The 23,778-nt window shown below is 47.0% G+C and carries 19 protein-coding genes and 1 tRNA gene; 5 read left to right on the forward strand and 15 right to left on the reverse strand.

Annotated features, from left to right (window positions below; translation table 11 throughout):
* Window positions 1-84: 84 nt before the first annotated feature.
* Complete coding sequence (locus ACJJI3_RS16150; RefSeq protein ID WP_444940275.1) at window positions 85-1,284, reverse strand: alginate export family protein; 1,200 nt, start codon at window positions 1,282-1,284, stop codon at window positions 85-87.
* Window positions 1,285-1,662: 378 nt separating this feature from the next.
* On the opposite strand from ACJJI3_RS16150, the gene ACJJI3_RS16155 reads away from it, so the two are divergent.
* On the forward strand, window positions 1,663-2,106 hold the full coding sequence (locus tag ACJJI3_RS16155) for an SRPBCC family protein (RefSeq protein ID WP_444892517.1): 444 nt from the start codon (window positions 1,663-1,665) through the stop codon (window positions 2,104-2,106).
* A gap of 201 nt (window positions 2,107-2,307) precedes the next feature.
* Here ACJJI3_RS16155 and rtcA read toward each other — a convergent pair whose 3' ends face one another.
* The 4 genes from rtcA to ACJJI3_RS16175 all read right to left on the reverse strand — a co-directional run bounded on the left by rtcA (window position 2,308) and on the right by ACJJI3_RS16175 (window position 6,394).
* Window positions 2,308-3,327, reverse strand: coding sequence for an RNA 3'-terminal phosphate cyclase (rtcA, locus tag ACJJI3_RS16160; protein WP_444926389.1), 1,020 nt, complete (start codon window positions 3,325-3,327; stop codon window positions 2,308-2,310).
* Window positions 3,328-3,373: 46 nt separating this feature from the next.
* Complete coding sequence (locus ACJJI3_RS16165; RefSeq protein ID WP_444940276.1) at window positions 3,374-4,534, reverse strand: slipin family protein; 1,161 nt, start codon at window positions 4,532-4,534, stop codon at window positions 3,374-3,376.
* A gap of 369 nt (window positions 4,535-4,903) precedes the next feature.
* A tRNA-Ser gene (locus ACJJI3_RS16170) sits at window positions 4,904-4,975 on the reverse strand.
* A 189-nt stretch (window positions 4,976-5,164) separates the two neighbouring features.
* Complete coding sequence (locus tag ACJJI3_RS16175; protein ID WP_444926387.1) at window positions 5,165-6,394, reverse strand: RtcB family protein; 1,230 nt, start codon at window positions 6,392-6,394, stop codon at window positions 5,165-5,167.
* Window positions 6,395-6,613: 219 nt separating this feature from the next.
* Here ACJJI3_RS16175 and rtcR point away from each other — a divergent pair, with 219 nt between their 5' ends.
* From rtcR to ACJJI3_RS16190, 3 genes are all read left to right on the forward strand, one after another.
* On the forward strand, window positions 6,614-8,212 hold the full coding sequence (rtcR, locus tag ACJJI3_RS16180; protein ID WP_444940277.1) for an RNA repair transcriptional activator RtcR: 1,599 nt from the start codon (window positions 6,614-6,616) through the stop codon (window positions 8,210-8,212).
* Window positions 8,213-8,272: 60 nt separating this feature from the next.
* Window positions 8,273-9,763 (forward strand): C13 family peptidase, encoded by a 1,491-nt coding sequence (locus tag ACJJI3_RS16185; protein ID WP_444940278.1) that lies wholly within the window; start codon window positions 8,273-8,275, stop codon window positions 9,761-9,763.
* 88 nt (window positions 9,764-9,851) lie between these two features.
* Window positions 9,852-10,634, forward strand: a complete 783-nt coding sequence (locus ACJJI3_RS16190; protein ID WP_444906707.1) for a TSUP family transporter — start codon at window positions 9,852-9,854, stop codon at window positions 10,632-10,634.
* 84 nt (window positions 10,635-10,718) lie between these two features.
* On the opposite strand, the gene ACJJI3_RS16195 is transcribed toward ACJJI3_RS16190, so the two are convergent.
* The 10 genes from ACJJI3_RS16195 to ACJJI3_RS16240 form a co-directional block, all read right to left on the reverse strand.
* The gene (locus ACJJI3_RS16195; protein ID WP_444940279.1) at window positions 10,719-11,945 is read right to left on the reverse strand and encodes a glycosyltransferase family 2 protein; all 1,227 of its coding nucleotides are present in this window, start codon (window positions 11,943-11,945) and stop codon (window positions 10,719-10,721) included.
* Window positions 11,942-12,925, reverse strand: coding sequence for a glycosyltransferase family A protein (locus ACJJI3_RS16200; protein WP_444940280.1), 984 nt, complete (start codon window positions 12,923-12,925; stop codon window positions 11,942-11,944). Before ACJJI3_RS16200 ends, ACJJI3_RS16195 begins: the two co-directional genes overlap by 4 nt.
* 268 nt (window positions 12,926-13,193) lie before the next feature.
* Complete coding sequence (locus tag ACJJI3_RS16205) at window positions 13,194-14,237, reverse strand: DUF5700 domain-containing putative Zn-dependent protease (protein WP_444940281.1); 1,044 nt, start codon at window positions 14,235-14,237, stop codon at window positions 13,194-13,196.
* A 252-nt stretch (window positions 14,238-14,489) separates the two neighbouring features.
* A complete protein-coding gene (locus ACJJI3_RS16210) occupies window positions 14,490-16,274 on the reverse strand; it encodes a DUF885 domain-containing protein (protein ID WP_444940282.1) in 1,785 nt (594 codons plus the stop codon).
* 205 nt (window positions 16,275-16,479) lie between these two features.
* Window positions 16,480-17,217, reverse strand: coding sequence for a YopT-type cysteine protease domain-containing protein (locus ACJJI3_RS16215; RefSeq protein WP_413663975.1), 738 nt, complete (start codon window positions 17,215-17,217; stop codon window positions 16,480-16,482).
* A 615-nt stretch (window positions 17,218-17,832) separates the two neighbouring features.
* Window positions 17,833-18,570 carry a YopT-type cysteine protease domain-containing protein gene (locus ACJJI3_RS16220; RefSeq protein WP_444940283.1) on the reverse strand — a complete coding sequence of 246 codons (738 nt, stop codon included), beginning with the start codon at window positions 18,568-18,570 and terminating at the stop codon, window positions 17,833-17,835.
* 642 nt (window positions 18,571-19,212) lie between these two features.
* A complete protein-coding gene (locus ACJJI3_RS16225; RefSeq protein ID WP_444940284.1) occupies window positions 19,213-20,220 on the reverse strand; it encodes a fumarylacetoacetate hydrolase family protein in 1,008 nt (335 codons plus the stop codon).
* Window positions 20,217-20,777 carry a VOC family protein gene (locus ACJJI3_RS16230; RefSeq protein ID WP_252084079.1) on the reverse strand — a complete coding sequence of 187 codons (561 nt, stop codon included), beginning with the start codon at window positions 20,775-20,777 and terminating at the stop codon, window positions 20,217-20,219. Before ACJJI3_RS16230 ends, ACJJI3_RS16225 begins: the two co-directional genes overlap by 4 nt.
* A 14-nt stretch (window positions 20,778-20,791) precedes the next feature.
* Window positions 20,792-21,871, reverse strand: a complete 1,080-nt coding sequence (gene hppD / locus ACJJI3_RS16235) for a 4-hydroxyphenylpyruvate dioxygenase (protein WP_444906715.1) — start codon at window positions 21,869-21,871, stop codon at window positions 20,792-20,794.
* 274 nt (window positions 21,872-22,145) lie between these two features.
* Window positions 22,146-22,397 (reverse strand): hypothetical protein, encoded by a 252-nt coding sequence (locus ACJJI3_RS16240; RefSeq protein WP_413663971.1) that lies wholly within the window; start codon window positions 22,395-22,397, stop codon window positions 22,146-22,148.
* A 348-nt stretch (window positions 22,398-22,745) separates the two neighbouring features.
* Between ACJJI3_RS16240 and ACJJI3_RS16245 the strand changes: the two genes are divergently transcribed.
* Entirely contained in the window at window positions 22,746-23,726 is a 981-nt protein-coding gene (locus ACJJI3_RS16245) for a calcium/sodium antiporter (RefSeq protein ID WP_413663970.1), read from the forward strand.
* The last annotated feature ends 52 nt before the right edge of the window (window positions 23,727-23,778 follow it).

The following is a 23,778-nucleotide window of genomic DNA, read 5'->3' on the forward strand; positions in this document are numbered from 1 at the left end:
CTGCTGAGACAAGAAAAAGCTGGGCTTCGTTATATACAAGCCCAGCTTTTTTATATCTACCTAAAAATTGTTAATTAACAAAAATCAGAATTTTGCTGTAAGCATCAACCAGAGCTTATCGGTATCTTCACTGTAATCTTCTGCATTGTAAGCTGCGTATTTTACCAACGCTGAGAAATATTCATTAAACTCGTGACCGTAACTGATATTCCACTCAGTCCCGTAATCTGCTGAACCTTCATTGGCCTCAAAACTGTGGTAAGTAATTCCCAAATCTCCCCCGGCAAGCGCCAAGCTGGCACCGAGATATAAATCTTCAACACCATCCGCTGGAGTTTCAATGAACTTATCTGTGTAGCCCTGGAATTTGTGTAGTGTCGCCAGTGGTGTGCTAAAACCCACACCGTCGTCAGAACCCAGAACTTCATAACCCAATTTGCCTTTTACTGGCCCTAATGGCGCGGCAACTTCAGCAAGGTAATAGTCGGCTGCAAAATTACTGGGATTATTGCCGATATCCTCCTGGCGGGCATAACTCAGCTGAGTTTCAAACAGGACAAAATCTCCCCGGTAAGCGGCACCGAAAGTACGGGATGAGAAGCTCTCAGCATTATCCAGGTCCAAGTTGTAGAAGAAGGCAGTTAACTTATGCGCTTCTACCAATGGATAGCTGGCATGAAACAGTTGAATATCCCCATCCAGGTCCGATAAGTCACTGTCTTCACCAAAAATACGGTTTACGTTGTAGATATAGCTGTAATCCAGCTGTAACTCCCCTTCCCCGCCAAATTGGTAGCGCAGGCCGTCATACGTCTGTTCATTCTGGCGCCAACCCACGCCACCGATAAAGCGCTGATCATCCAGGTTAATTCGCTGTCGACCAGCAATCACCATGGAGTTAAAACCACTGTACTTTAAATAGGCTTGATTAACCTCTGTGCCCTGGGGGTCGACAACCACGGGGTGCTCGGTATTGCCATTCACGGTGGAATTGTAATTGTCGTTGCCAATTTCACTAATATTATCCACCTCAAAAAACGCATCAAAACCTCGGTAACTGCCACTGGTCCAATTCAGGCGGGTTCTCAAGGTTGAGGCGATAGCAACATCGTCCATATTGTCCTGATCAACATTTTCTATCCGGTAGCGAAGATTTACCCCCGCCTGCCCTGAAGTCAGGGCATCAGTGAGTGTGGCGCTTTCATTCTCTGCTGCAATTCCCTGAGAGCCGGAAATGCCAAGGATGATGGCCGCGATTACGGTGGACAATTTCTGTTGTTTCATTCGCCGTTCCTTTGCAAAAATATTTTGGGTGGAAGGCAACTGCACAAATATGATCGAAACTATTACCGATCACAGCAGTTATCCCAGTGCGAGTGAATTATGCAGGCGTAGTACCTAGCGATTTATTGATGTATATCAGATTGATGCCTCGCTTTTAGAAAGATTTACCGGAGGTTTATGAATAAAAATTTCTTACGGGAAAAAATATTGATTAAGCGCAGTTGAAAATACAAAGCTAGCGGCTACTAACAAAAAACGAAATAGCTTTCATATTTACCAGAAAAATTAATGGGCTTAAAAACTTGTGAAAGTAATGCCAGCTGCTAAAAGTTATATTCAAATTCGCTCCAGCAATGAAAACAAAAGGGAAAGACAATCATGCCTGACTACACCACCTCTTTCTTAAGCCCTGTCACTCAGGAAGAAGCTTACCGGGCAGTTGCTGAAAAGATGTCCCAATGGTGGACGCCAACTAGCGGCCCTTTCCTGGCAGTGGGTGATACCGCCAAGACCGGATTTGGTGGCGAGTCCTACTGGGTGTTTCGCGCCAAAGCTTTGGTGCCGCAGAAGTTAATCGAACTTGAGTGTGTAGAGTCTTATATGGTTTCTGAGCAGGTTGATGATCCCCAAGAGTGGCAAGGCAGTACTCTTCGCTTTGAATTTGCTAGCGAACCCGGTGGTACCCGCCTCACCTTTACCCATATCGGTCTCTCGCCAGAGATGAAATGCTGGAAGATGTGCAAAAGCGGATGGGATTACTATTTGCCAGGAAGTCTTCAGGATTACCTCAAAGATGGGACTGGCAAACCAAATAGCTATTAGTGAGGTAAACGTGCCCCGCAAATGCGGGGAACAAAAGGTGTGAAAGCAGGGCTTTTAATCGCCTTCCGGTTTACCGCTGCATCTACAGAGAACACTAAAACTCTAACCTATTGTTTTTAAACAATTTTTCGACGGCTTTGGCAATATCTCAGGGCTGGGGCAACCCAGCCCCTTGTACCTAACATCGGGCTTTCTTTTCTCTTAGCAGTTCTCAACCACTACTCGCCACTGATCCTCTCCCACTTGGTTCAAATCGATGGTCACTCCTGTTATCTGACGCACAACTTCGATATTGGTCAAGAGGTGGAGGCTCGGCTTCAGGCTAGTGAAGCTTCCACCGGCCCCCAGCACCAATGGGAGTATTAGCTGGTCGGCCAGATGTTCGCCCACTGGCACGCCGGCGTGCATATAGCGCTGCATCTGCCGAATCGCGCGATCGGCAACGCGCTCAGCGCTAACACCCTGCTCCCCCATAGCCTCAAACACCTCAGTCACTTGCTGGGATTGCAGACGCAGGGAAAGTACATTGCCAGGCCCTTGGGACTTCACCTGCCTTTGATGCAGACGCTCCGATCGCCATTCGCACTTCTTACGTACCTGTGCCAACTCCCGCTGGGCCACATGAGCAGGAATATGGGCCGAGGTCGCCACAGCTTCAGCATCCAGAAGTTCACCCCGTTCTGTCAGCTCCAGTTTTGACCACTGCGATAGCGGCTGGATACGTGTGCGCCATGAACCACCCCCGGCAGGATAGAAACCGTAATCATCCAGAGCCACTTCCACACCAGCGCCCATGCGAGCCAACAGAGGTAAATATGCCTGGGCTATAAAATCAAAGCTGGGAGCCTTTTTATTATGAGTGCCGCCTTCAAGACACAGCTCACTGACACCATCGGACAATAACAGCGGTAGCAAGACGGTTTGAAACACCAAACTGGTACTACCGGCCGAGCCAATAGGGAAGTGGTATTTACCGGGACGTACTTTTCCCGGTGCAAAAGTTATTTCCGAAGCACCCAATTGTTCGCCGCTAACTTCGGCATGGCTAATCGCTTTAGCTGCTCGCAAGCAGGCTAGGTGCTGACGCAACAAACCGGGTTTTTTACGTCCCGCTCGAATATTCTTAATTCGAACCGGTACCCCTAAACAAACAGACAAGGTGAGGGAAGTCCGCAAAATCTGTCCGCCGCCCTCCCCCTGGGCGCCGTCTATCTCAATCACTGTTTAATTCCTTAAAATTTACATCTTTTTTTGGTTAATGGCGCCTTTAAGCCGTAGGACGTAACTTCACCAACTCATTCATCACCCCATCGAGACCGCCATATACGGAAATTTTATCGATGCGGGTACTGACCCGTTCCAAAGCTTCCAGTTCTTTCAAGCGCAACAGTACCGGGTTGTTATCCATCAGCTTGGCGGTATTGTGCAGAGATCTCATTGCTTGGGTTTCTTCTCTGCGCTTAATCAGATTTGCCTCAGATTCCTTCTGCGCTTCTACAACCTGATTAAGGATCATCTTCATATCACCGGGCAAAATAATATCCTTGACTCCCACACTGGTAAGCTCGATACCATATTTCGCCAGCTTGTCGCGGATGCCGGTCGCAATCACAATATTCAACCTGTCCTTATCAGCCAGAAGGCTATCCAGGGTTTGAGTACCCACGGCCTCGCGCAAGTGCAGCTGCAATTCGCGATAAATAAAACCTGTACTATCGCTGAGCTTTAGCGCTACTTTTTTTGCATCGGCAATTTTGTAAGCGCCAGTCAAGTTGATACGCAGGCTGACCCGATCCTTGGTCAGAATTTCCTGGCCGCTAACTTCGATGGTTTTCAATCGCAAGTCCAGTACCTTGACCTCGATAGAGCGGTTGTATTTCCAGTAGCCATAACAGCCGGGCTGTAACACCTTTTCTAACTTACCGTTGACCATTAACAGGCCCACGTGCTCATCGGGAATCTCGTTGTAGTTTACCGCCTGAAGGGCGGTGCGCATTTGTCCAGCACGTACACCTCGCCCCAGTAAACCCAGGACTTTTTTATCGATGGCGTATTCCTCAGAGATATCCACGATTTCCACCCGCACGGATTCACCGCCCTTCCACACAGCGCGAAAAGTACCCGGTGGCAAAATATCGACCAAGTGATTATCCCGGTAAAACAATCCCACCTGATGGTCTGATAATTCATAGGATTGCAGGTATTCACCAAGGATCTCACCATAGGTGTTTAACAAAAATTTGGCTTTGATTTCACCGAATACCACATCGGTAATATCGTAAGTTTCTGCCCGTACATCACCGGACAATAGGGATATACGATGGCTGCCAGGTGGCAGCACCCCTTCAAAACGGTTGCGGCGAAATAGCAACACTCGCTCGCTATCCGCAACATCCACGTTCTTCCATATTTTGAACAGAGATATCATGGTTCTTATCTTTTATTCCATTTCCATACTGCGCTACCCCATTGGGCCGCAAGGGTGGGGCCCGTCCAGCGACAGGTGGTAAACCGTTTGTGCCGAGCGGGGCCCAGCGGCAGAGGAATTACGATTTTCCCCACTTGGCTCCCCCTGAGCCTGCAGCCAAAATCCTTGGCCTGGAGACACAATCATAAATCTTGCCGCTGGATCGCACAGGGCAGACCCACGATTAACGACACAGTTGCCAGAATGCCCCCGCAGTAAATCTCTAAATCCTATTTACCGTATCGAGAGGCTATCGGACCCCAGGTAGATTTTTAATGGGGAGTCGAACCCCAGGCTCTCGCCTCTTTCCAGGTCGTTTGGATAACGATGAGACTTTGGCAGGAATCGAACCTGCTACCAATCGATAAGTTATCGACTGCTCTACCAAATGAGCTACAAAGTAGGCGTTTGAACTTCTATCCCGTGGGTACACCTGCCGCCATAGGCGGTGGTGCCGGGCCGGGATTCAGAACCGGCTCCGCTGACGGGCTAAAGGCCTCAAACTCGGTTGCGGCAACCCGGCAAATTCGCCCGGCAACCTGCATGCTTTAGCAATTGCTTTAGTTCGGCCGATCCCTGGCCTAAAACACGTCAGCCTTTGACGCAAACCACTTGCTTGAGGGTGTAGACGATTTCCACCAGGTCTTTCTGTGCTGCCATAACCTTTTCAATAGGTTTGTAGGCCGATGGGGTTTCATCGATCACGCCCTCGTCTTTTCGGCATTCCACATCGGCGGTGGCCGCGCGATGCTCTTCCAGGGAGACCAGCTTTTTGGCCTTAGTACGGGACATCACTCGTCCGGCCCCATGGCTACAGCTACAGAAGCTTTCTTCATTACCCAGCCCCCGCACAATAAATGACTTGGCCCCCATACTACCGGGAATAATACCCATTTCGCCGGCACGCGCTCTTACAGCGCCTTTCCGGGTCACCAACACATCTTTGCCGTAATGATGCTCGCGGGAAACGTAATTGTGGTGACAATTCACCGCTTCCATCCGTGCCTCAAAATCCATCCCCAGGGCCTGCTTCACCGCGCTAATAGTTCGCACCATCATTACTTCGCGATTGATACGGGCAAACTCCTGCGCCCACTCCACCGCCTGCACATAGTCATCAAAGTGCTCTGTACCTTCCGGGAAATAGGCCAAGTCACTGTCCGGTAAGTGGATATGCCAGCGCTCCATATCCCGCTTGGCTTTCTCAATAAAGTAAGTACCTATTCGATTTCCCACTCCCCGAGAACCACTATGCAGCATCAACCACACGCTTTCCTGTTCATCCAGGCACATCTCGATAAAGTGATTGCCTGTACCAAGTGTTCCCAAGTGATTGATATTATTAGTATTTTTTAATACCGGATGCCTCTCTTTGAGTAGTTCAAACTGGGCGGCTAGAGGCGCCCAACCGGCAAGTGCATCGTCCGGTGGATTCTCCCAGGCCCCCTTGTCCCGCCCTCTCCCCCGGTGCCGGCCAGTGCGGCCGTGGGGCACGGCGCGTTCGATGGCGCTGCGCACTCCAGCCAGGTTGTCCGGCAGTTGCCCCCCCGTCAGACTGGTGCGAACCGCCATCATGCCGCAACCAATATCCACCCCTACGGCAGCGGGAATTACTGCCCCCAGAGTTGGGACCACACTGCCAATGGTGGCGCCCTTGCCCAGATGTACATCAGGCATCGCCGCGACCCATTTATGGACGAATGGCATCTGCGAGATATTTTTGAGCTGCGCTTTGGCTTCATCTTCAAAAGGCACACCCAGGGTCCAAGACTTAATCGGTACCCCACCTGCCTGCATTACTTCATATGGCATTAGTTTCATCTTCCACTCCTTTTGAAACCGCGCTTGGTATTCATGTGTTTCATTTAGTTATTGATATAGCGAATTGGGTGCCAACTTTTGCAGACAACTGAAAAATACTTGTAACCTATTGTTTTTTAACGATTTATTTTTTATCTCAAGATTTTTTAGTAGATTTCTTGAGACAGGGGATTCATAAATATCTATCTTTTTTGATAGATAAATCATATTTTAGATAGCATGAAGACAATCGCTATCAGTATTCTCGGTACCAGTAAGGACCGGCGCGGCAAAGGCGACAAGCGCTGGGATAAGTGGCGCCCAAACATTTCCATGTGCCAGCACGATGACCTATTGATTGATCGACTGGAGCTCCTTTTCGACAACCACTCGAGAAGCCTGGCTAACCAGGTCACAGAAGATATTGCGCGGGTCTCTCCAGAGACCGAAGTGGTCCACCACCGGGTGAACTTCAATGACCCTTGGGATTTCGAGAGCGTGTATAGCAATCTGCTGGATTTCGCCCGCGCCTATAGCTTCAAGCCGGATGACGAGCAGTACCTGGTGCATATCACCACCGGTACCCATGTAGCTCAGATCTGCTTGTACCTGTTAACAGAGGCGGGGTATTTCCCCGGGCGTCTGCTGCAAACTTCCCCGGCGCGAAAGAACAGTAGCTTGTCGGGCGAATACCAAATCATCGATTTGGACCTGTCCAAATACGACCAGATTGCCTCGCGCTTCCAGAGGGAACACCAGGAGGGCACCACCTATCTGAAGGGGGGAATCGAGACCAACAATCTCGCTTTTAACCAGATGATCGAGCAGCTGGAGCAGGTATCGATTCGCTCCGACGCCCCCATACTAATTACCGGTCCCACAGGGGCAGGTAAATCCCAGCTGGCCCAGCGTGTCTATGAATTGCGCAAGCAGCGGGGCAAGCTGGAGGGTGGCCTGGTAGCCGTTAACTGCGCTACCCTGCGCGGCGAAAATGCCATGTCCGCCCTGTTCGGCCATCGTAAAGGCGCCTATACCGGTGCCACCACCCACCGACCAGGCTTGCTAATGGAAGCAGATAAGGGCCTGCTGTTTCTCGATGAAATCGGTGAGTTGGGATTGGACGAGCAGGCCATGTTATTGCGTGCGATTGAGCACAAACGCTTTATGCCTTTCGGCTCTGATAAGGAAGTAAGCAGTCACTTCCAGCTGATCGCCGGTACCAACCGGGATCTGGTACAGCTCTGCCAAGAAGGTAAATTTCGCGCGGACCTGCTCGCCCGTATCGATCTGTGGACCTACCGACTGCCCTCTCTACGAGAGCGTATTGAAGACCTGGAACCCAATATAGATTTTGAGCTGGAGGCTTTCTCCAGGAAATCCGGGCATCTTGTCAGCTTTAATAGAGCAGCACGGGAAAAGTACCTGAGTTTTGGGCACTCCCGCGAGGCCAGCTGGTCTGCGAACTTTCGCGACCTTAACGCCAGTATCCTGCGTATGGGTACCCTCGCCGATGGTGGGCGTATCACGACTCAAGTAGTAGAAGAGGAAATCCATAGGTTGCGGATTAAATGGCAAAATCCAGTAACAGATTCATCACTATCCCTTGCCCGTATCGAAGCACTGTTGGGTCGTGACCACATCGAGCAGATGGATTACTACGAGCAAATCAAACTAGCTGGGCTAATTCAGGTTTGTGCAGAGTCCAATTCGATGGCAGAGGCCGGACGCAAGTTATTTCAAGTGAGCCGCACCTCAAAAAAATCCAACAACGACTCACACCGGGTACGCCAACTTTTAGATAAATACGGTCTTAAATTCGACCAGTTGAATAAAACATAGAGGCCCTCTGGCATCTTTTTTTGTTAGTCTGATTCCAAAAGCCGGACGCTGGATCATGGAATGAGATACACCTATTTAACCCCGTTTATTTTCTTACTCAGCGCCTGTGAGCCAACCCAGTTCGCAGGTGGTACCGCCTTGCCAGATGGCTCTGTTTACAAAGGCGAGATGCTTAACGGTCTGTTTCATGGGCAGGGTCAGCTCGAATGGCCCAATGGCAGCCATTATCGTGGCGACTTTCGAGAAGGTCGCATGACAGGTGAAGGTGTATTAACTGGAAGTGATGGCTGTAGCTATGAAGGGGAATTCCTCAATGGAGAGCCCCACGGCAAAGGTCGCTATAGTTGCGATGAAACTGAGTGGGCGGGAGAGTTCCATGAAGGGGAGTTGCAAAGCGGTACTTTAAATTGGGATGAAGGTGGTAGTTATCATGGTGAGTTTTTAAACTTTGATCCCCACGGCGAAGGCAAACTCTCTGCAGAAGATGGCAGCTTTTATCAGGGCAGCTTTGAAAACGGTTTTTTAATACAAGGTAGCTACTCGGATAGCGATGGTCATCGTTATACCGGCAATTTCGAATACGGCTCCTATTCCGGCGAAGGTGAACTCACACAGCCCGACGGTACGATTATCCGTGCTACTTTCCGCTATGGAGAAGCAGAAGGTGAAGGCGTACGAATAAGTACGGATGCTGAAGGAAACACTGTCGAGGAATCTGCCTATTTCTCCGGGGGTACCTATTACCCCAGCGAAGACGCCTGGCGCGCACAGACGGATATTCCCGGTGCCCAAGCAGAAGCCAGGCTCTACAGTGAGAGTGAGCGCTTACAAAGTGCCATAGCCGCCCTCCCCTCACAGCGGCCCGGCGTACGCGATATTTACACCCTACTGATAGGTGGTGACGGTACCTCTCCAGTATTTGCCAGGGAGCTGGACTGGGTGGCAGAGCGCCTCGATGAAGCCTTTAGCATTGACCAACGTATGCTGCGCCTCAGTAACGGCGGCGGATACGGTTTCCCCCTGGCTACCCGCACCAGTATCCAGGAAAGCCTCAATGCTATTGATCAATTAATGGACCCCAAAGAAGATTTACTTCTCATACACCTGGTCAGCCATGGTGCTCGAAGTGGAGATTTCAAAATTGCCGAAGGGGAGATTCCCCTAAATGATTTCTCACTGAAAGATGGGCAACGATTGCTGGACAATATTAACGCCCAGTACCAATGGATCGTTGTTTCAGCCTGCTTTTCCGGTCAATGGGTAGAAGCCCTACATAGCCCCAATCGGGTCATCTTTACTTCGGCCGCTGCGGATCGCAGCTCCTTTGGATGTAGCGATGATTCCGAGCGCACCTGGTTTAGTTCCGCGCTTTACGGTGAAGCCCTCAATCAGGGAGTGAATAATCCTGAGGCATGGTTTGAAGCCGCCAAGTTAAAAGTAACCGAGATGGAACAGGAACAGGGGATTAAAAGAAGCCGCCACTCCCTGCCCCAATATTCAGTGGGAGAGAATTTCCTAATGTGGTGGCATGGAAAAAAATCGATTTATTAATTTTGGAATTCCGGTGCAAACCGACTAAAAAATTATTTTTGGTACTAATCACTATCTACCATAATACCAAGCGAAAGGAGATACCTTCTTGGAGTTCGCTAGCCTCTCTGTAGAGTTATTGTTTATATTGTTTTTCGTCGCCGTTATTGCGGGCCTACTTGATACACTAGCAGGTGGGGGCGGCCTGATAACTGTACCGGCCCTTATTCTTAGTGGCGTCCCGCCACTAGCTGCCTTGGGCACCAATAAATTACAAGGCAGTATTGGTACTGCAACTGCCACCTACATGATGCTTAAAAATAACAAGATCAGTTGGGATGGGATTAAAAATCTAATGCTATTTGCCTTTATCGGCGCAGCCATGGGCACAATAGCAGTACAGTTCATTAATACTGATGTTTTGTCATTTATTATCCCTGCTGTTCTTTTATTCATCGCTATTTATTTTATAGTTTCTCCATCCCTTACTCATAGTAGTACTAAGCCCAAGGTCTCAAGAAAGAAATACCAATATGGCGTAATCCCATTTATTGGTTACTATGATGGTATGTTTGGCCCCGGAACTGGATCATTTTTTGCCTTATCAGGCGTTGCCTGTAGAGGACAGGATTTACTAACCTCCACGGCCAATGCAAAACCTCTCAATTTTTCCACTAATATCGCATCTTTAATCGTATTCTTATTTGCCGGTCAAATTTTATGGGTTGCGGGAATCTTAATGATGATTGGACAAGTTATAGGTGCCTGGCTGGGATCTCATTTTCTATTTAAAATTAATCCTGGTTATTTACGGGGAATGGTAGTTCTTATGTGTGGTGGAATGTTAATAAAATATATCCACTCTATGGGATGGATAGATTATATCTTCTGAAGGATATGGAGGTGGCTGGAACTCAGAAAAATCAGATTAAACATTAAGACTTTGGATTGTTTTATGGAGCATCTAAAAAGATCTTTAATGAACTTCTTTTTTAAGCTCCATCAACTCCTTCTTGATCTCGGTGATTTGATTCGATAGCTTGTTCTCAAAATCCTCATTGATTATCGACATATACTGCTCAAACCGGCTCTGTTTTATTAGATATTCTAATCTCTCTAGCAATTCATCATTGGAAACTCTTCTCCTGGCTCGTTTCCTGGTAAATTTTATCAGTGGCTTTACCCAGTCAGGCAGTCGATAATAAGTATTTTGAAAACCTCTGCTCATGGAGTATCTAAAACCATTTTGCCGTATATAGCTAGATAGCTTTGATGGTAGCAACCTATAAAATAGATTTAAATATTTACCTATCTTATTGCAGTCAGAATACCACTCTTTCACCAAACTCTGCTTATCTCTGTCCAACTTCAGATTGCCCAAAGCTTCATTAAATTCTCTTTCTGTATATTTTTCGACTAATTTTGATTTGGTTAATAGAGAAATTACTTTTTTATCACCATAAAGCGGTCGTAATTCTATCAAATACAGCAACCAACATCCCAGAAGATCATTCTTATAATCCGTATCACTAGCATTTTTTGTTAAGTAGTCAAATACAAAATGGTATTGATTCACCAATCGCTGAACCATTAGATCACTTTTCTTTTCATCCATGTTGACTAAACTATACGACCCAATTTCTGGCAAAACTAATATTGATTTAGCCTTGACGGTTGTTATCCAATGTAGAGAGTGACCATTAACGCAGGAACCCAAAATAAATTCGGATATTTTATTTCCATAAACAAAGTCCCTGCGATAAAACCTCCTGACATTTATAGAATTTATTTTTAAAACAAACCTGGATTTATCACCAATGGATTCTGAGAATTTTTGTAGGGGTATATTATGGCTAAAAAATACTACATCTGGATTCTCACTATTGACTATATCCTGTAATTTAGGGATCAATGTAGGGTACCAACAATCTCCCTCATCGATAAATCCAACATACTCCCCAAAAGTATTTTTTACTCCAAATTCAAAAATTAGCTGGTCATCAATCTGTGAAGTACTCGGAATATGAATACTTCGAATTCTGGGCATTGAACCTGTAAAGTTATTATTCCGGCTTCGCTCATCATTTTCGCAAAAATAAAGAACAAGTATCTCTATGTCCTTGTACTGCTGTCGAATAATACTCTGCAGACAGGTATTGAGATAGACACCGCTAGACTTTGAAATAACGACAATCGAAATCATGCGCATACCACTGAAGTTCGGTAATCTAATACAGAATTAGCAGTATCTGGATCTTTGTCAAAGAGCATTCTCAAATCCGCATTGCTCAATGATAGAAAAGATCTTGTAAACTGAGATTGAAAGCTCCCCCTATACTCTTCGTCAAGATTACGCCAGCACCAGTTAAACAATGCTAACTTGCTTTTGACATACAAGTGGTAAAATCTATCTCTAAGATTAATATTCTTATTAAAGAAGTCTTCAACCTCATCAAAAACCTGTAATACAGATGTACGCCGTGCATCTGAAATATTTGACAGCCTATTTCCTGTGGAATCTACATTATGAATACAAAAAGGGGATTCAAATAATGCAATATATTTAGCATTTGTGAGCAAATTCCAATGTGCTAACACATCATTATGTACAGGCGTTTGTGAAAATCTAAGGGAAACCCTTTTTGCATAACTGGTTTTAATCAATCTATTCCAAGGAAAAGGTGTTAAACATAGAATGCTATCATGATCAAAAGTGGAAAAAGTCCTGTTACCAAAGATTCTAATCGCTCTGTAGAAAATTAAATTGTCATCACCTGCCATACCGAGATTAATAGTGCTTCCCGGAAATCTACACTGATAGGCCATCAACAAAACATCACTGTTAACTTTTGTAGCAATTGAAACAGATCGGTCCAACATATTTGGGAGGATTAGATCATCGGCATCAAAAAATAAAGTCAGCGGTTCAGCTATTTGATCGAGAGCACTATTCCTACAATAGCCTGCCCCATTATTACCATCGTTTAAAATAATTTTATATGGAATTCTATTTTTCTGAAGAAAATTAGCGGCCAACCCAACCGTGGTATCTGAGGAATTATCGTCAGATAAGTAAATTTTTACATCAGTCGAATTATTATGAACAATAGAGTTCAGCGCATTAACAATATTATTTTTTTCATTATATGTTGGTATCACCACCCCAACTTTACTGTTAGGCATACAAATTCTCTTTATAATTCTCTCAATTATCCCAAAGCAGCAGAGTTAAATGTAAACGCAATAAGTAAATTAATTTGAATATAATCAAGGCTGATAAAGGCTGTACCACTTAAAGTAGACAGCTATACACCTTTTTTCAAATTTATTGATTGATGATTTGCTTAAGCTAGATGATTTCAGGAAGGCTAAGTTATACAGCAAAAGAATTAGACGCCTACTCAAGGCGCCTAGATTTACCAAAACCAATTCTTAGAGTTTTGATTAGGTGCTATATGGCAAGAATAATGTCTTCAATCGACTTATCAAATTTTATTAAACCTTTATTTTTCTCATCCTTATAAAGCTTGATATAAGCTTTAAACATAGCTGAAGGTGATTCCTGCAAAAGTGAAATCAGATAATCCCTACCCTTTAACTCTTCGATTCTATTGCCGATATAGAAACCTACAAAATACAACGGACTATCCCATACTGCAGAAAAACCCAAATGATAGATTTTGTCGAAGTCTAAACTTGAGTCACGGCATGCACGAAAAAGCATTGTTTCAAATAATACAAAGTTACTATCTATTCGTTGTAAATTTCTTTTAAATTTTTTCTTAAACCATTCTGTGTACTCTTTTCCCTCTGTAACACTTAATGGAGAACCCACAATAGAGGCTATCCCCTCCAGGCGGGTTTGATTTAAGATTTTCTCACAATTAGAGTCTGAATTTTTTCCCTTTCCATAAAAATTGGACTGAGCAACATGATATAACTCATGTGTTGAGAGCGTCAGTAAACCTTCATAATCTCCTTTAAAATACTGCAGCGCAATGTAAAAGTTATCACTATGGGCCCAACCGTCAGAAGTACCCCCGACCACCATAAAAATATTGGTATCAAAGGAAATATATTTAGGAGAATAATCACCAATTCCCCTCTTTACGCTATTTAAGTATTGCTGAGGATTGCGCTTTATTATCTTGAGTATATCTTCAACTTCGGTCAATCGTTCATTTAACTGTTGAAATCTAAAGGGATCATTTTTAACTGGATTACCTTCAACAACATCGATCAAACTAGACCGAAATGACTCAGCATTGGCTTTATTGTCAAATCTTGAGGTTTGATGGATCGTTGCTTGTATACCCTGCAAGCTCATCAGCTTATCTAATTGATTATCAGATACTTTGTTTCCAGATAAAATATCAACTAATCTATCAGCACTCTCAAAATCAATTGTTATATTATCAGTTACTTTCGCTGAGGAAAAAGCCATAAGGCTTATCAGTGACAAACCTAAAAAAATCACCCACTTAAAGATATTCATTTTACCTCTCATAAAAATGTAAAAGAGAAGAATAACCAGGTATTCAACCTAAAAAGATTGCTTATTGTGTGATTATTAGACCTTTTTTGCCAACACAACCTCCACTCCAAATATGAGACAAAAATATTGCAGTTTGTGCCACTAAAGGAGCTTGTGTTTTCAGCTATCTAAAAGAAAGTTTTGCTTACGACAGAGGACATCTTGAAAAGATTGAATCCCATCCACAGGTTGTGAATGGGATTCAGGGTAGGCTTAGGCAGACTTCTGCTCTTCAATAAAGCGCTGCATCCGCTCTTCCAGCATCGAAAGAGGCAAAGCACCATTACTTAGCAGTGCATCGTGAAATGATCGCAAATCAAACTTATCGCCAAGCTCTTTTTCCGCAAGAGCTCGCAGCTGTCGAATTTTAATTTCCCCCATCTTGTAAGATAGCGCCTGACCCGGCCAGGATATATAGCGATCTACTTCTGCACGTACATTAGCCGGAGAGAGGGATGTATTATTGGAAAGAAAGTTTAATGCCTGCTGTCGTGACCACCCCTGAGAATGAATGCCAGTATCAATCACAAGGCGTGCGGCACGCCACATTTCATAGCTGAGTCGCCCAAAGTGCTCGTAGGGAGTGGTGTACAGTCCCATCTCTTTACCCAGTCGTTCAGAATAAAGGGCCCAACCTTCTCCATAAGCGCTCAGGTAAAGGTTGCGACGAAAGTCCGGTACATTTTCAAGCTCTTGCGAGAGAGCATTTTGTAAATGATGCCCCGGTACAGCTTCATGCAAGGTAAGAGCAGGTAGCTCATACAAGGGACGCTGGTCCAGCCCGTGAGTATTCAACCAGTAGGCACCACCGCGAGTACCGCCAATGGCGGCTGGATTATAGGAGGCCGTAGTGTAGTTAGGTGCTATTTCACTGGGGACTGGTACCACACCATAGGGAGTACGCGGCAATAAATTAAAGAACTCCGGTAATACATAGTCAATCCGCTTGGATATATAGGCCGTTTCCTTGAGCAGCTGTTCCGGCGTTTTAGCGTAAAACTGTGGGTCTGTGCGCAGGAATTGAGTGAATTCTGTAAAGCTGCCCTTAAAGCCTGACTCCTTGATCAGAGCTTTCATTTCCGCGCGGATTCTCTTCACTTCGGCAAGGCCCGTGCGATGAATCTCCGCAGGGTCCAGATCCAGGGTCACGTAGTAGCGAATATTGTGGCGATAGTAGTCGCTACCACCAGGCATCTGTTCAGCACCCAAAGTCTTTGTGGCCGCCTTTAGGTAGTCGCCCTCAAGGAAATCCGCTACCCGTCCGAATGCGGGAATAGCTACTTGCTTAATCACAGCTAAGCCCTGCTCTCGCAGACGCTTCTGCTCATCGGGCGCGATGTTTTGCGGCATCTCAGCAAAAGGCTTATACAAGCTGCTCTTACTGGGATCTTTATATACTTGAGCGCGAACAGTTGGCGCTATACCTTCTACAACGATTTTGGGCAACACAAAGCCAGAGCGAATACCTTCGCGCATATTGGCAATGTTCTCATCGAAGTAGCGACCAAATTCACCGATACGGGCAATATAGTCCTCGTAGTCGGCGATATCCCTCATCGCCAAACCACTATTTGCCTCAAGCGCACTTGCGTAAAAACTTGAGAAGGTGTTTAGGGGAATTCGGTCGAGAAACAGTTCCTCTTCCTCAACTGAGCTGGCAAGAACCCAAGAGAGAAGCTCACTATTGACGCGGTCTGAAGCACTTAACTTACTTTGATCGATAGCCTCAAGGCGCCGGATAAAGGCCTGCTCAGCCTCTATACGACGTTGACGATCCTCTGCAGTTACCCCGGGCAATTCTCGATTGTAATCGGAAACGCCAACTCGCCCGGCAGTAATCGGGTCTTCTCTCAGCGTGTATTGCCAGTGATCGTTAAGAACACTTTGAAGCTCTTCTGTAGCAGTTGCTGCCCAGGCTGAGGGCATCAATAGGCTAGTGGCAATAAGCGGTCCTGTTAGGGACTTGAGGTAGTAGGTAAGTGATTTCTTGAATTTCACCCTTGGCTCCGTAGTGCTGTTGGTATCTAAAAAGAACAACAGAGCTTGCTCTTTTAGTTACCCTACAGAGTAGGCGTGGCAAGCTTGTACCAGCACTATACACGAAGGATGGATAATAGTGACTCAGCGGAATAGACATACCGCCACAAGTGAGGTGGAGGAGTATAATTTCCTCCACCAAGTGGTCAAACAGTTGGCTGGTGACTTAGGTGGCATGCGCATAACAGCGCACGTCATAGCTCCCACTCAGACCAATGGCATACATAGATGTATTCCAGAAAGAGTTTACAAACCAGTTGCGGAATGCGTTCTTGGTTGGGAACCAGAATTCTCCAAAATTTGGGTCGAAAAACAACACATCTTCCGCAACCCAGGCTGCCATGGCGTGGGCACCCACCTTACCTGAAATACCGATTTTCTTGTAAGAGCCAGCGCTTCTCGTCGGCTCCCTAATAATTTCATCGGCAAGCGCTGCAGAGTTGCGCATAGTAGTTTGCCCACGATCTAAACGAGGGCCTGTAACCACGTGAATTTGGCGCTGACCATTTGGCCCAGCGATACCCACACCGCCATTATTCTGAAGAGGCAGAATATTGTGAGATTGCAGCCACGTCTCTGAGACCTGATCCTGGTTTGGTGCATTTCCACCAATCTGGTGCAAGGTCATCACATGAAAAAGATGTTGCTCACTCAATGTATTATTGGGGAATAGCCAATTCCAAAGGCTTCCATCCTCTGCGTGAAATTTAATCCAGTGGGCACTCAGGGATTCACAGACTCCGCCAGCAGTATCCTGGTGTATGGTGATCTGTGCCTTCACCGGATCCAAACACTGACTGAAATTATATTGAAGTGTGCCACCGTGCTGGGCCACAGATCGCTGAACAGGACCAACCCTTGTCCCGGTAAGTGCAAGTACTGTTTTATCAAACCAAATCGGCATGTCCATCTCCCCTGTATTCACAATGTAGAAACACTTATTCAGCGATTAGTTAACTACTTCTGAGAAGTGCTTTCCGGTATATGCATTAGATTGAAACAGAAAATTTACAGAGCAGATAGGTGTCCATTTTTTTTTAAAATCGACTCTGGCACTCTTTTCTCAGGCCATAGATAGCAGTTCGAAATGGATTGAAGCGCAGGTATTTATTTGACTCTGGCACTATTTTTTATGGGTAGGAATATCACGGCTATTTACGATTAATTCCATGTTAGAACAGACCCAGTTACGCTTGCCAGTCAGATTACACAGGTCCTTTAATTCGACTCTGGTACTATTTTTGGTGCAAAAAAATAGACCTATGACATAGAAACTATCTAAATGGAAATATTTTTTTGTAGTTGGCGACAATTGGTTTTATCTTTCCAGAGATAGAGCTTATTACCTTCGGATAATTTCGACTTAAAAATGAGTCAATGATAAGAAGTGAAATAGGTAGAAGTGGTAACAACTAAAAATGCAGCCGGGTGAATCCGGCTGCCGAGCGCCCATGGGGGAAGGGCTAAGAGGAAAAAATTGGTAGTGGATTGCTAACCACTAAAAACAGCTACTGCCAATTTATGTGCGGCGAGCGTAAGAGCGAACTTCATAGCCACCGCTTAGCCCTACTGAATACATAGAGTTATGCCAAAATGATTGGGTAAACCAATTAAAGAATGAATTTCTGGATTCGAACCAGAATTCACCAAAGTTGGGGTCAAAAAAAGTAATGTCCTGCGCAACCCAGGCAGCCATTGCATGACCTGCAAAAGTGCCATCAAGGCCTATCTTCTTATAGCATCCAGCACCACCCGTCTGATCCAAAATAATCTCCCTGGCCAAAGCATTGGGAGAGAAAACGCCACTCTGGCCTTGCGCTCTACGGGGATTGTGAATTCCCCGGATAGTATTTCCTCCCCGGCCATTCGGAAAAGCTCCACCAAATACATTTTGACTGGTAGGGAAGATATTTTGTGTGCTCAGCCAGGCTTCTGTAGTTCTGTCCTGGTTATTCTGTGTGCCCGCCTGTTGCAGGGTCATTACGTGAAATAAGTGCTGTTCATCCAGTGCACCCGCCGGCATTAACCAATCCCACAAGCTCCCTCCATCAGAGTGATGCTTGATCCAAAAGGCGGAAAGCGCTTCACAAACACCGCCAGAAGTATCTTCGTGAATAGTGATTTGTGCTTTTACCGGATCCTTACACTGGCTGAAGTTGTATGTCAGTTGACCCCGATGATTGGCTACAGATTGTTGTACGGGGTTTACGCGTGTTCCAGTTACAGCGAGAACGGTTTTATCGACCCAAATAGGCATATTCGATCCCTCATTTTATGAGATAAAAACGCTGCACAAATCCTTTTTTAAAAACTGAAAATTTGTAGCGCCTGTGAATTGGGCGGGCATTGAACCAGAAAAGTTCCAGGGCCAACAGAGTATAAAAGCGCTTTTTAAATCGACTCTGGCACTATTTTTTTATCTAGCGTTAACCTTGCATGAATCCTACTTTGTTGAAATCTACTAGCCAAAAATAATCTGGCAACAAACAATATTTAGCCGTTTCTAACTGCGAAGACAAAATAGAGATAAGAAGATATTTTTACTTATAAATATTTATCATTCTTAATCTCAAATAGGACGCATAGCAATTTATAGAAAGTATACTTTTACAAAACTCATCAGTTTAAAAAAGTGGCTTGTAACAACAAACTGCTAGAGTAGGTGTGCAAGTAAAAAGCTATGCAATAAATTGCATAGAAAACTAAACAACAACGCCTGTGCCAGTCTCTTTGCCAGCACACTTTTAGCCACTCAATACAGCACTACTAAGTTGGTTGTGAAAAATTTAGGCAGGAATGATTCAACAGCAAAGTGGTAGGTAAGATGCCTCGACCAAAATCTGTCCCTAGGTCGTTAACTCCAGGGGATAAAATCCGGTCGAGGTTTGGCTAAGCGGTGTTAAACCTGCTCTACAGTCTGCTCAATACGTCCAAAGATAGATTGCCCTTGATCATCGAGCATTTCGATGGAAATGGTATTTCCAAAGTCCATAAATGGCGTGCTTGCAGAGCCATTCTGGATGGTCTCAATCATGCGAATCTCAGCAATACAGCTGTAACCAACACCGCCTTCTGCTACAGGCTTACCGGGGCCGCCATCCAACTTATTGGACACCGTTCCAGAGCCAATAATGGTGCCTGCGCAAAGTGGACGAGTTCTGGCCGCGTGGGCGACCAGTTGCCCGAAGTGGAAGGTCATATCCACACCGGCATTGGGCTCGCCAAACTTCTCACCATTCAGATGGGAAACCAGTGGCAGATGCAATTTACCCTCGCTCCAGTTTTCACCCAGCTGTTCAGGGGTTACGCAAACAGGGGAGAAAGCACTAGAGGGTTTGGACTGGTAAAAACCAAATCCTTTGGCCAGTTCCGCAGGTATCAATCCGCGCAGGGATACATCATTGACCAACATTACCAACTTGATATGGGACAGTGCATCCTCAGCGGACACCCCCATAGGAACATCGTCGGTGATCACGGCAATTTCTGCCTCGAAGTCGATGCCAAAGCCATTGCTTTGCGGCATCTTTACCGGCTCGCGTGGATCCAGGAAGGTATCGGAACCACCTTGATACATGAGCGGATCGTTGTAGAAGCTCTCCGGCACCTCGGCACCGCGGGCTTTGCGCACCAGCTCAACATGATTCACGTAAGCACTACCGTCGGCCCAGTGATATGCGCGCGGTAAAGGCGAAGCACACAGAGTTTGGTCAAAGGCTTCCCCTTGAATCTCGCCACTTTGCAGGCGTTCGTGTAGCTTCTCCAACTCGCTGCTGACTGATGCCCAATTGTCCAACGCACTCTGCATGGTGGGGGCAATATCGCCAGCTGGCACCATACGGGTAAGATCGTCGCTAACAACAACCAATTGGCCATCGCGGCCGGATTTAAGGCTGGCTAACTTCACTGTGCCTCCCCTTCAGTTTTTTCCACAAATTCTTCTTCCCCATGCATCCAGGCGGCGTGCCTTGGGGCTTTTTTAGTACGTGACCACTCTTCCAACATATCCTCAGCAACCCGCTTCAGCTCTTTGTGCATACCGGGCTTGGCGGTATTGGCGGCCAGCTCGATACGATGGCCGTTGGGGTCGAAGAAGTAGATCGACTGGAAGATAGTGTGATTGGTAGGGCCGAGTACGTCGACCCCGGCCGCTTCCAGTCGCGCTTTGGTCTCAAGCATTTCTTCCATGGACTCCACTTCGAAAGCGATATGCTGTACCCATTTGGGTGTGTTCTCATCGCGCCCCATCTCCGGGGAGTTGGGGATTTCGAAGAAGGCAAGCACATTCCCCATACCCGCATCCATAAAGACGTGCATGTAAGGGTCCGGCTCACCGGTTGAGGGTACCTCGTTTTCGGCAATGGCCAGCTGGAAGTCCATGCCGAGAAGATCGCGGTAGAATTCCACTGTCTCCTTGGCGTCCCTACAGCGATACGCCACGTGGTGAATGCGCTTAATGCCCATTGAAGCCTCCGTTATTATTCCTTTTCTTTAATGACGCCACGCTTGAGCTGGTCGCGCTCAATGGATTCGAACAGGGCCTTAAAGTTACCCTCACCAAACCCTTCATCTTCCTTGCGCTGGATAAACTCAAAGAATACCGGGCCGAGCATATTAGCGGAGAAAATCTGTAGCAGCAGGCGTGGTTGGCCGCCCTCAGTGGTGCCATCCAGCAGGATGCCACGGCTCTGGAATTCTTCAGTAGGTTCACCGTGCCCAGGCAGGCGCTCTTCCAGCATTTCGTAGTAGGTGTCCGGCGGCGGGGTCATAAACTCCATGCCGCGCTCTTTCAGGCGATCCCAACAGGCAATTAAGTCATCACAAGCAAAGGCGATATGCTGGATACCTTCGCCGTTGTACTTCATCAGGAACTCTTCGATCTGGCCGCCACCACCAGCTGCTTCTTCGTTCAGCGGAATACGGATCTTGCCATCCGGTGCAGTCATCGCCTTGGACAGCAGGCCGGTGTATTCGCCTTTGATATCGAAGTAACGAATCTCGCGGAAGTTGAACAGGTCTTCGTAATACTTGGCCCAGTAATCCATACGGCCGCGATACACGTTGTGGGTAAGGTGATCCAGAGTGTGGAAACCACAACCTTCGGGGCGGCGCTCTACGCCCTCTTCCCAGATAAAGTCGATATCGTAGATGGACTCACCATCTTCGTAGCGGTCAATCATGTACAGGGTCGCACCGCCAATACCTTTGATTGCCGGCAGGTGCAGTTCCATCGGGCCGGTATTCACATGAACAGGCTGTGCACCTTTACGCAGGGCCTCTTCGTAGGCGAACTTGGCATCTTTTACGCGGAAGGCAAGGCCACAAGCGGAGGGACCGTGCTCTTGGGCGTAGTAATAGGCGTGACTGTTGGGCTCGTAGTTGGTGATGAAGTTGATATCACCCTGGCGCCACAACTCTACTGCCTTGGAGCGGTGACGGGCGATTTTCTCAAAGCCCATGGCGGTAAAAACGGTTTCAAGGATGCCTTTTTCCGGCGCTGTAAACTCTACGAATTCGAAGCCGTTAAGTCCCATCGGGTTTTCAAATAAGTCGGCCATGCGGTCCTCCATTTCTTATCATCGCAGCACTTCAAAGCGTGGCTGCGGATTGTGGATTTAAAGCGCAAACGAAGTTAGTTGCAGATGTAACTAATGTCAAGAAACTCTGGATCAGCTAACAAATGAGTACTTGAAGTGTGCTTTTAGTCACCAGCCTCCAAAGCTAGCGCCTGGGAGAATAACCAGCTGGCAACGGGTCCTTGAACAGGACCGGGAGAGTAATCGGGAGCCGGGTGCGACACAGTTGTTGCGTCACACCCATGCACAGCCGACCTTATTTACGCGTGCATTTTCCGGTATCAGTACGACACATATGATCCTTGTGAAACTTGCCGGTCATCTGGTCGCACTGGGATTTGCTCACATCTCCGGCACAGGCATTTTCGGCATGCTGGCAGCAACCGGTTTCAGCGGTGCCCATCCCTTTATTGCCGTCCATCCCTTCATCTTTCTTGCGCTGTTCGCAGGCAGACAGGGTCAAAACCATCGCCGCGGCCAGTATCCCAATTGAAGCTTTGAGTCTCATAAAGGCCTCCTAAATACCCGGCTTAGCGGCCGGTGACATGGATATCGCGGAATCTGCCGCGCATTGCTTTGTGCGACCCGCGTAGATTTACCCGACATCTCCACCAGCTCAGGGATTTTGCGATTAGGCGCGCCATCCCATTATCACCCTGCAGATTTACCGGGCCATGCATTGACTGTAGCCCACACTGGCAGCGAAACCATCTGACTGACGGGACATTTACGTTAATTTGCCCCTGACAGCCCATCCAAATAACTGAATACCTTTTTGTATTTGTCAGAGCCGGTACAATCGGCCCCCGTTTGTCGGGTAAAAACCCCGCCTGAATGTATTTATTGAGGACCCCCTATGCTTCTCGCCGCTGCTGCCATCATTGCTGGCTTTATTGTGCTGGTCTGGAGTGCCGATCGTTTTGTGGATGGAGCTGCCGCCACTGCTAAACATTGCGGCATGCCCACACTGTTAATAGGCATGGTGATTGTCGGCTTCGGTACTTCCGCTCCGGAGATGGTGGTCTCAGCCATTGCCGCCTTGAATGGCAACCCCGGCCTCGCCCTGGGTAATGCCTACGGTTCCAATATTGCCAATACCGGTTTGATTCTCGGTTTCAGTGCCCTGCTGATCCCACTATCGGTACACTCAAAGATTGTGCGTAAAGAGCTGCCACTGCTGCTGGCAATCACCCTGCTCAGTGGTGCCTTCCTGTGGAATGACCGCTTGGAGCGCTGGGAGGGTATTGTTCTGTTATTCGGTTTCTTCGCCTTGATCGGCTGGAGTATCTTTTCTGCCATGCGCAATAAAGGTGACCAGCTTGAGGGAGAAGTAGAAACTGAGCTGGAAGACAACCCTATGCCACTCGGAACTGCCATATTTTGGTTGGTAGCGGGGCTGGTACTATTGATTGTCAGCTCCCGAATCCTCGTATGGGGAGCAGTAACCATTGCCGAATCTTTGGGGGTCAGTGACCTGGTGATAGGCCTGACTATTGTTGCCCTGGGAACCTCACTGCCGGAACTGGCCGCAACTTTAGTGGCCGCACGAAAAGGTGAGCACGATATCGCCATCGGTAACGTTGTCGGCTCCAATATGTTCAATCTGCTGGCGGTGGTTGGCATTGCCGGCACCATTGCTCCCATGAACAACGTACCCCACGAGGTGCTGTCCCGGGACTGGCCGATGGTTCTGGGCCTCACAATTGCCCTGTTTATTTTTGCCTACGGCTTCAAAGGCCAGGGCCGAATCAATCGCTGGGAAGGCTCCGCGCTGCTAATGGCTTACCTCGTATATACCGGCTACCTGGTAGGAACCATTACCAAAGCTGCACTCTGATAATATTCGGGGTGGTGCCGCACCACCCCATAGTTACTGCCTGAATTCACCA

The organism is Microbulbifer maximicatervae (SeqCode), from assembly GCF_052466985.1.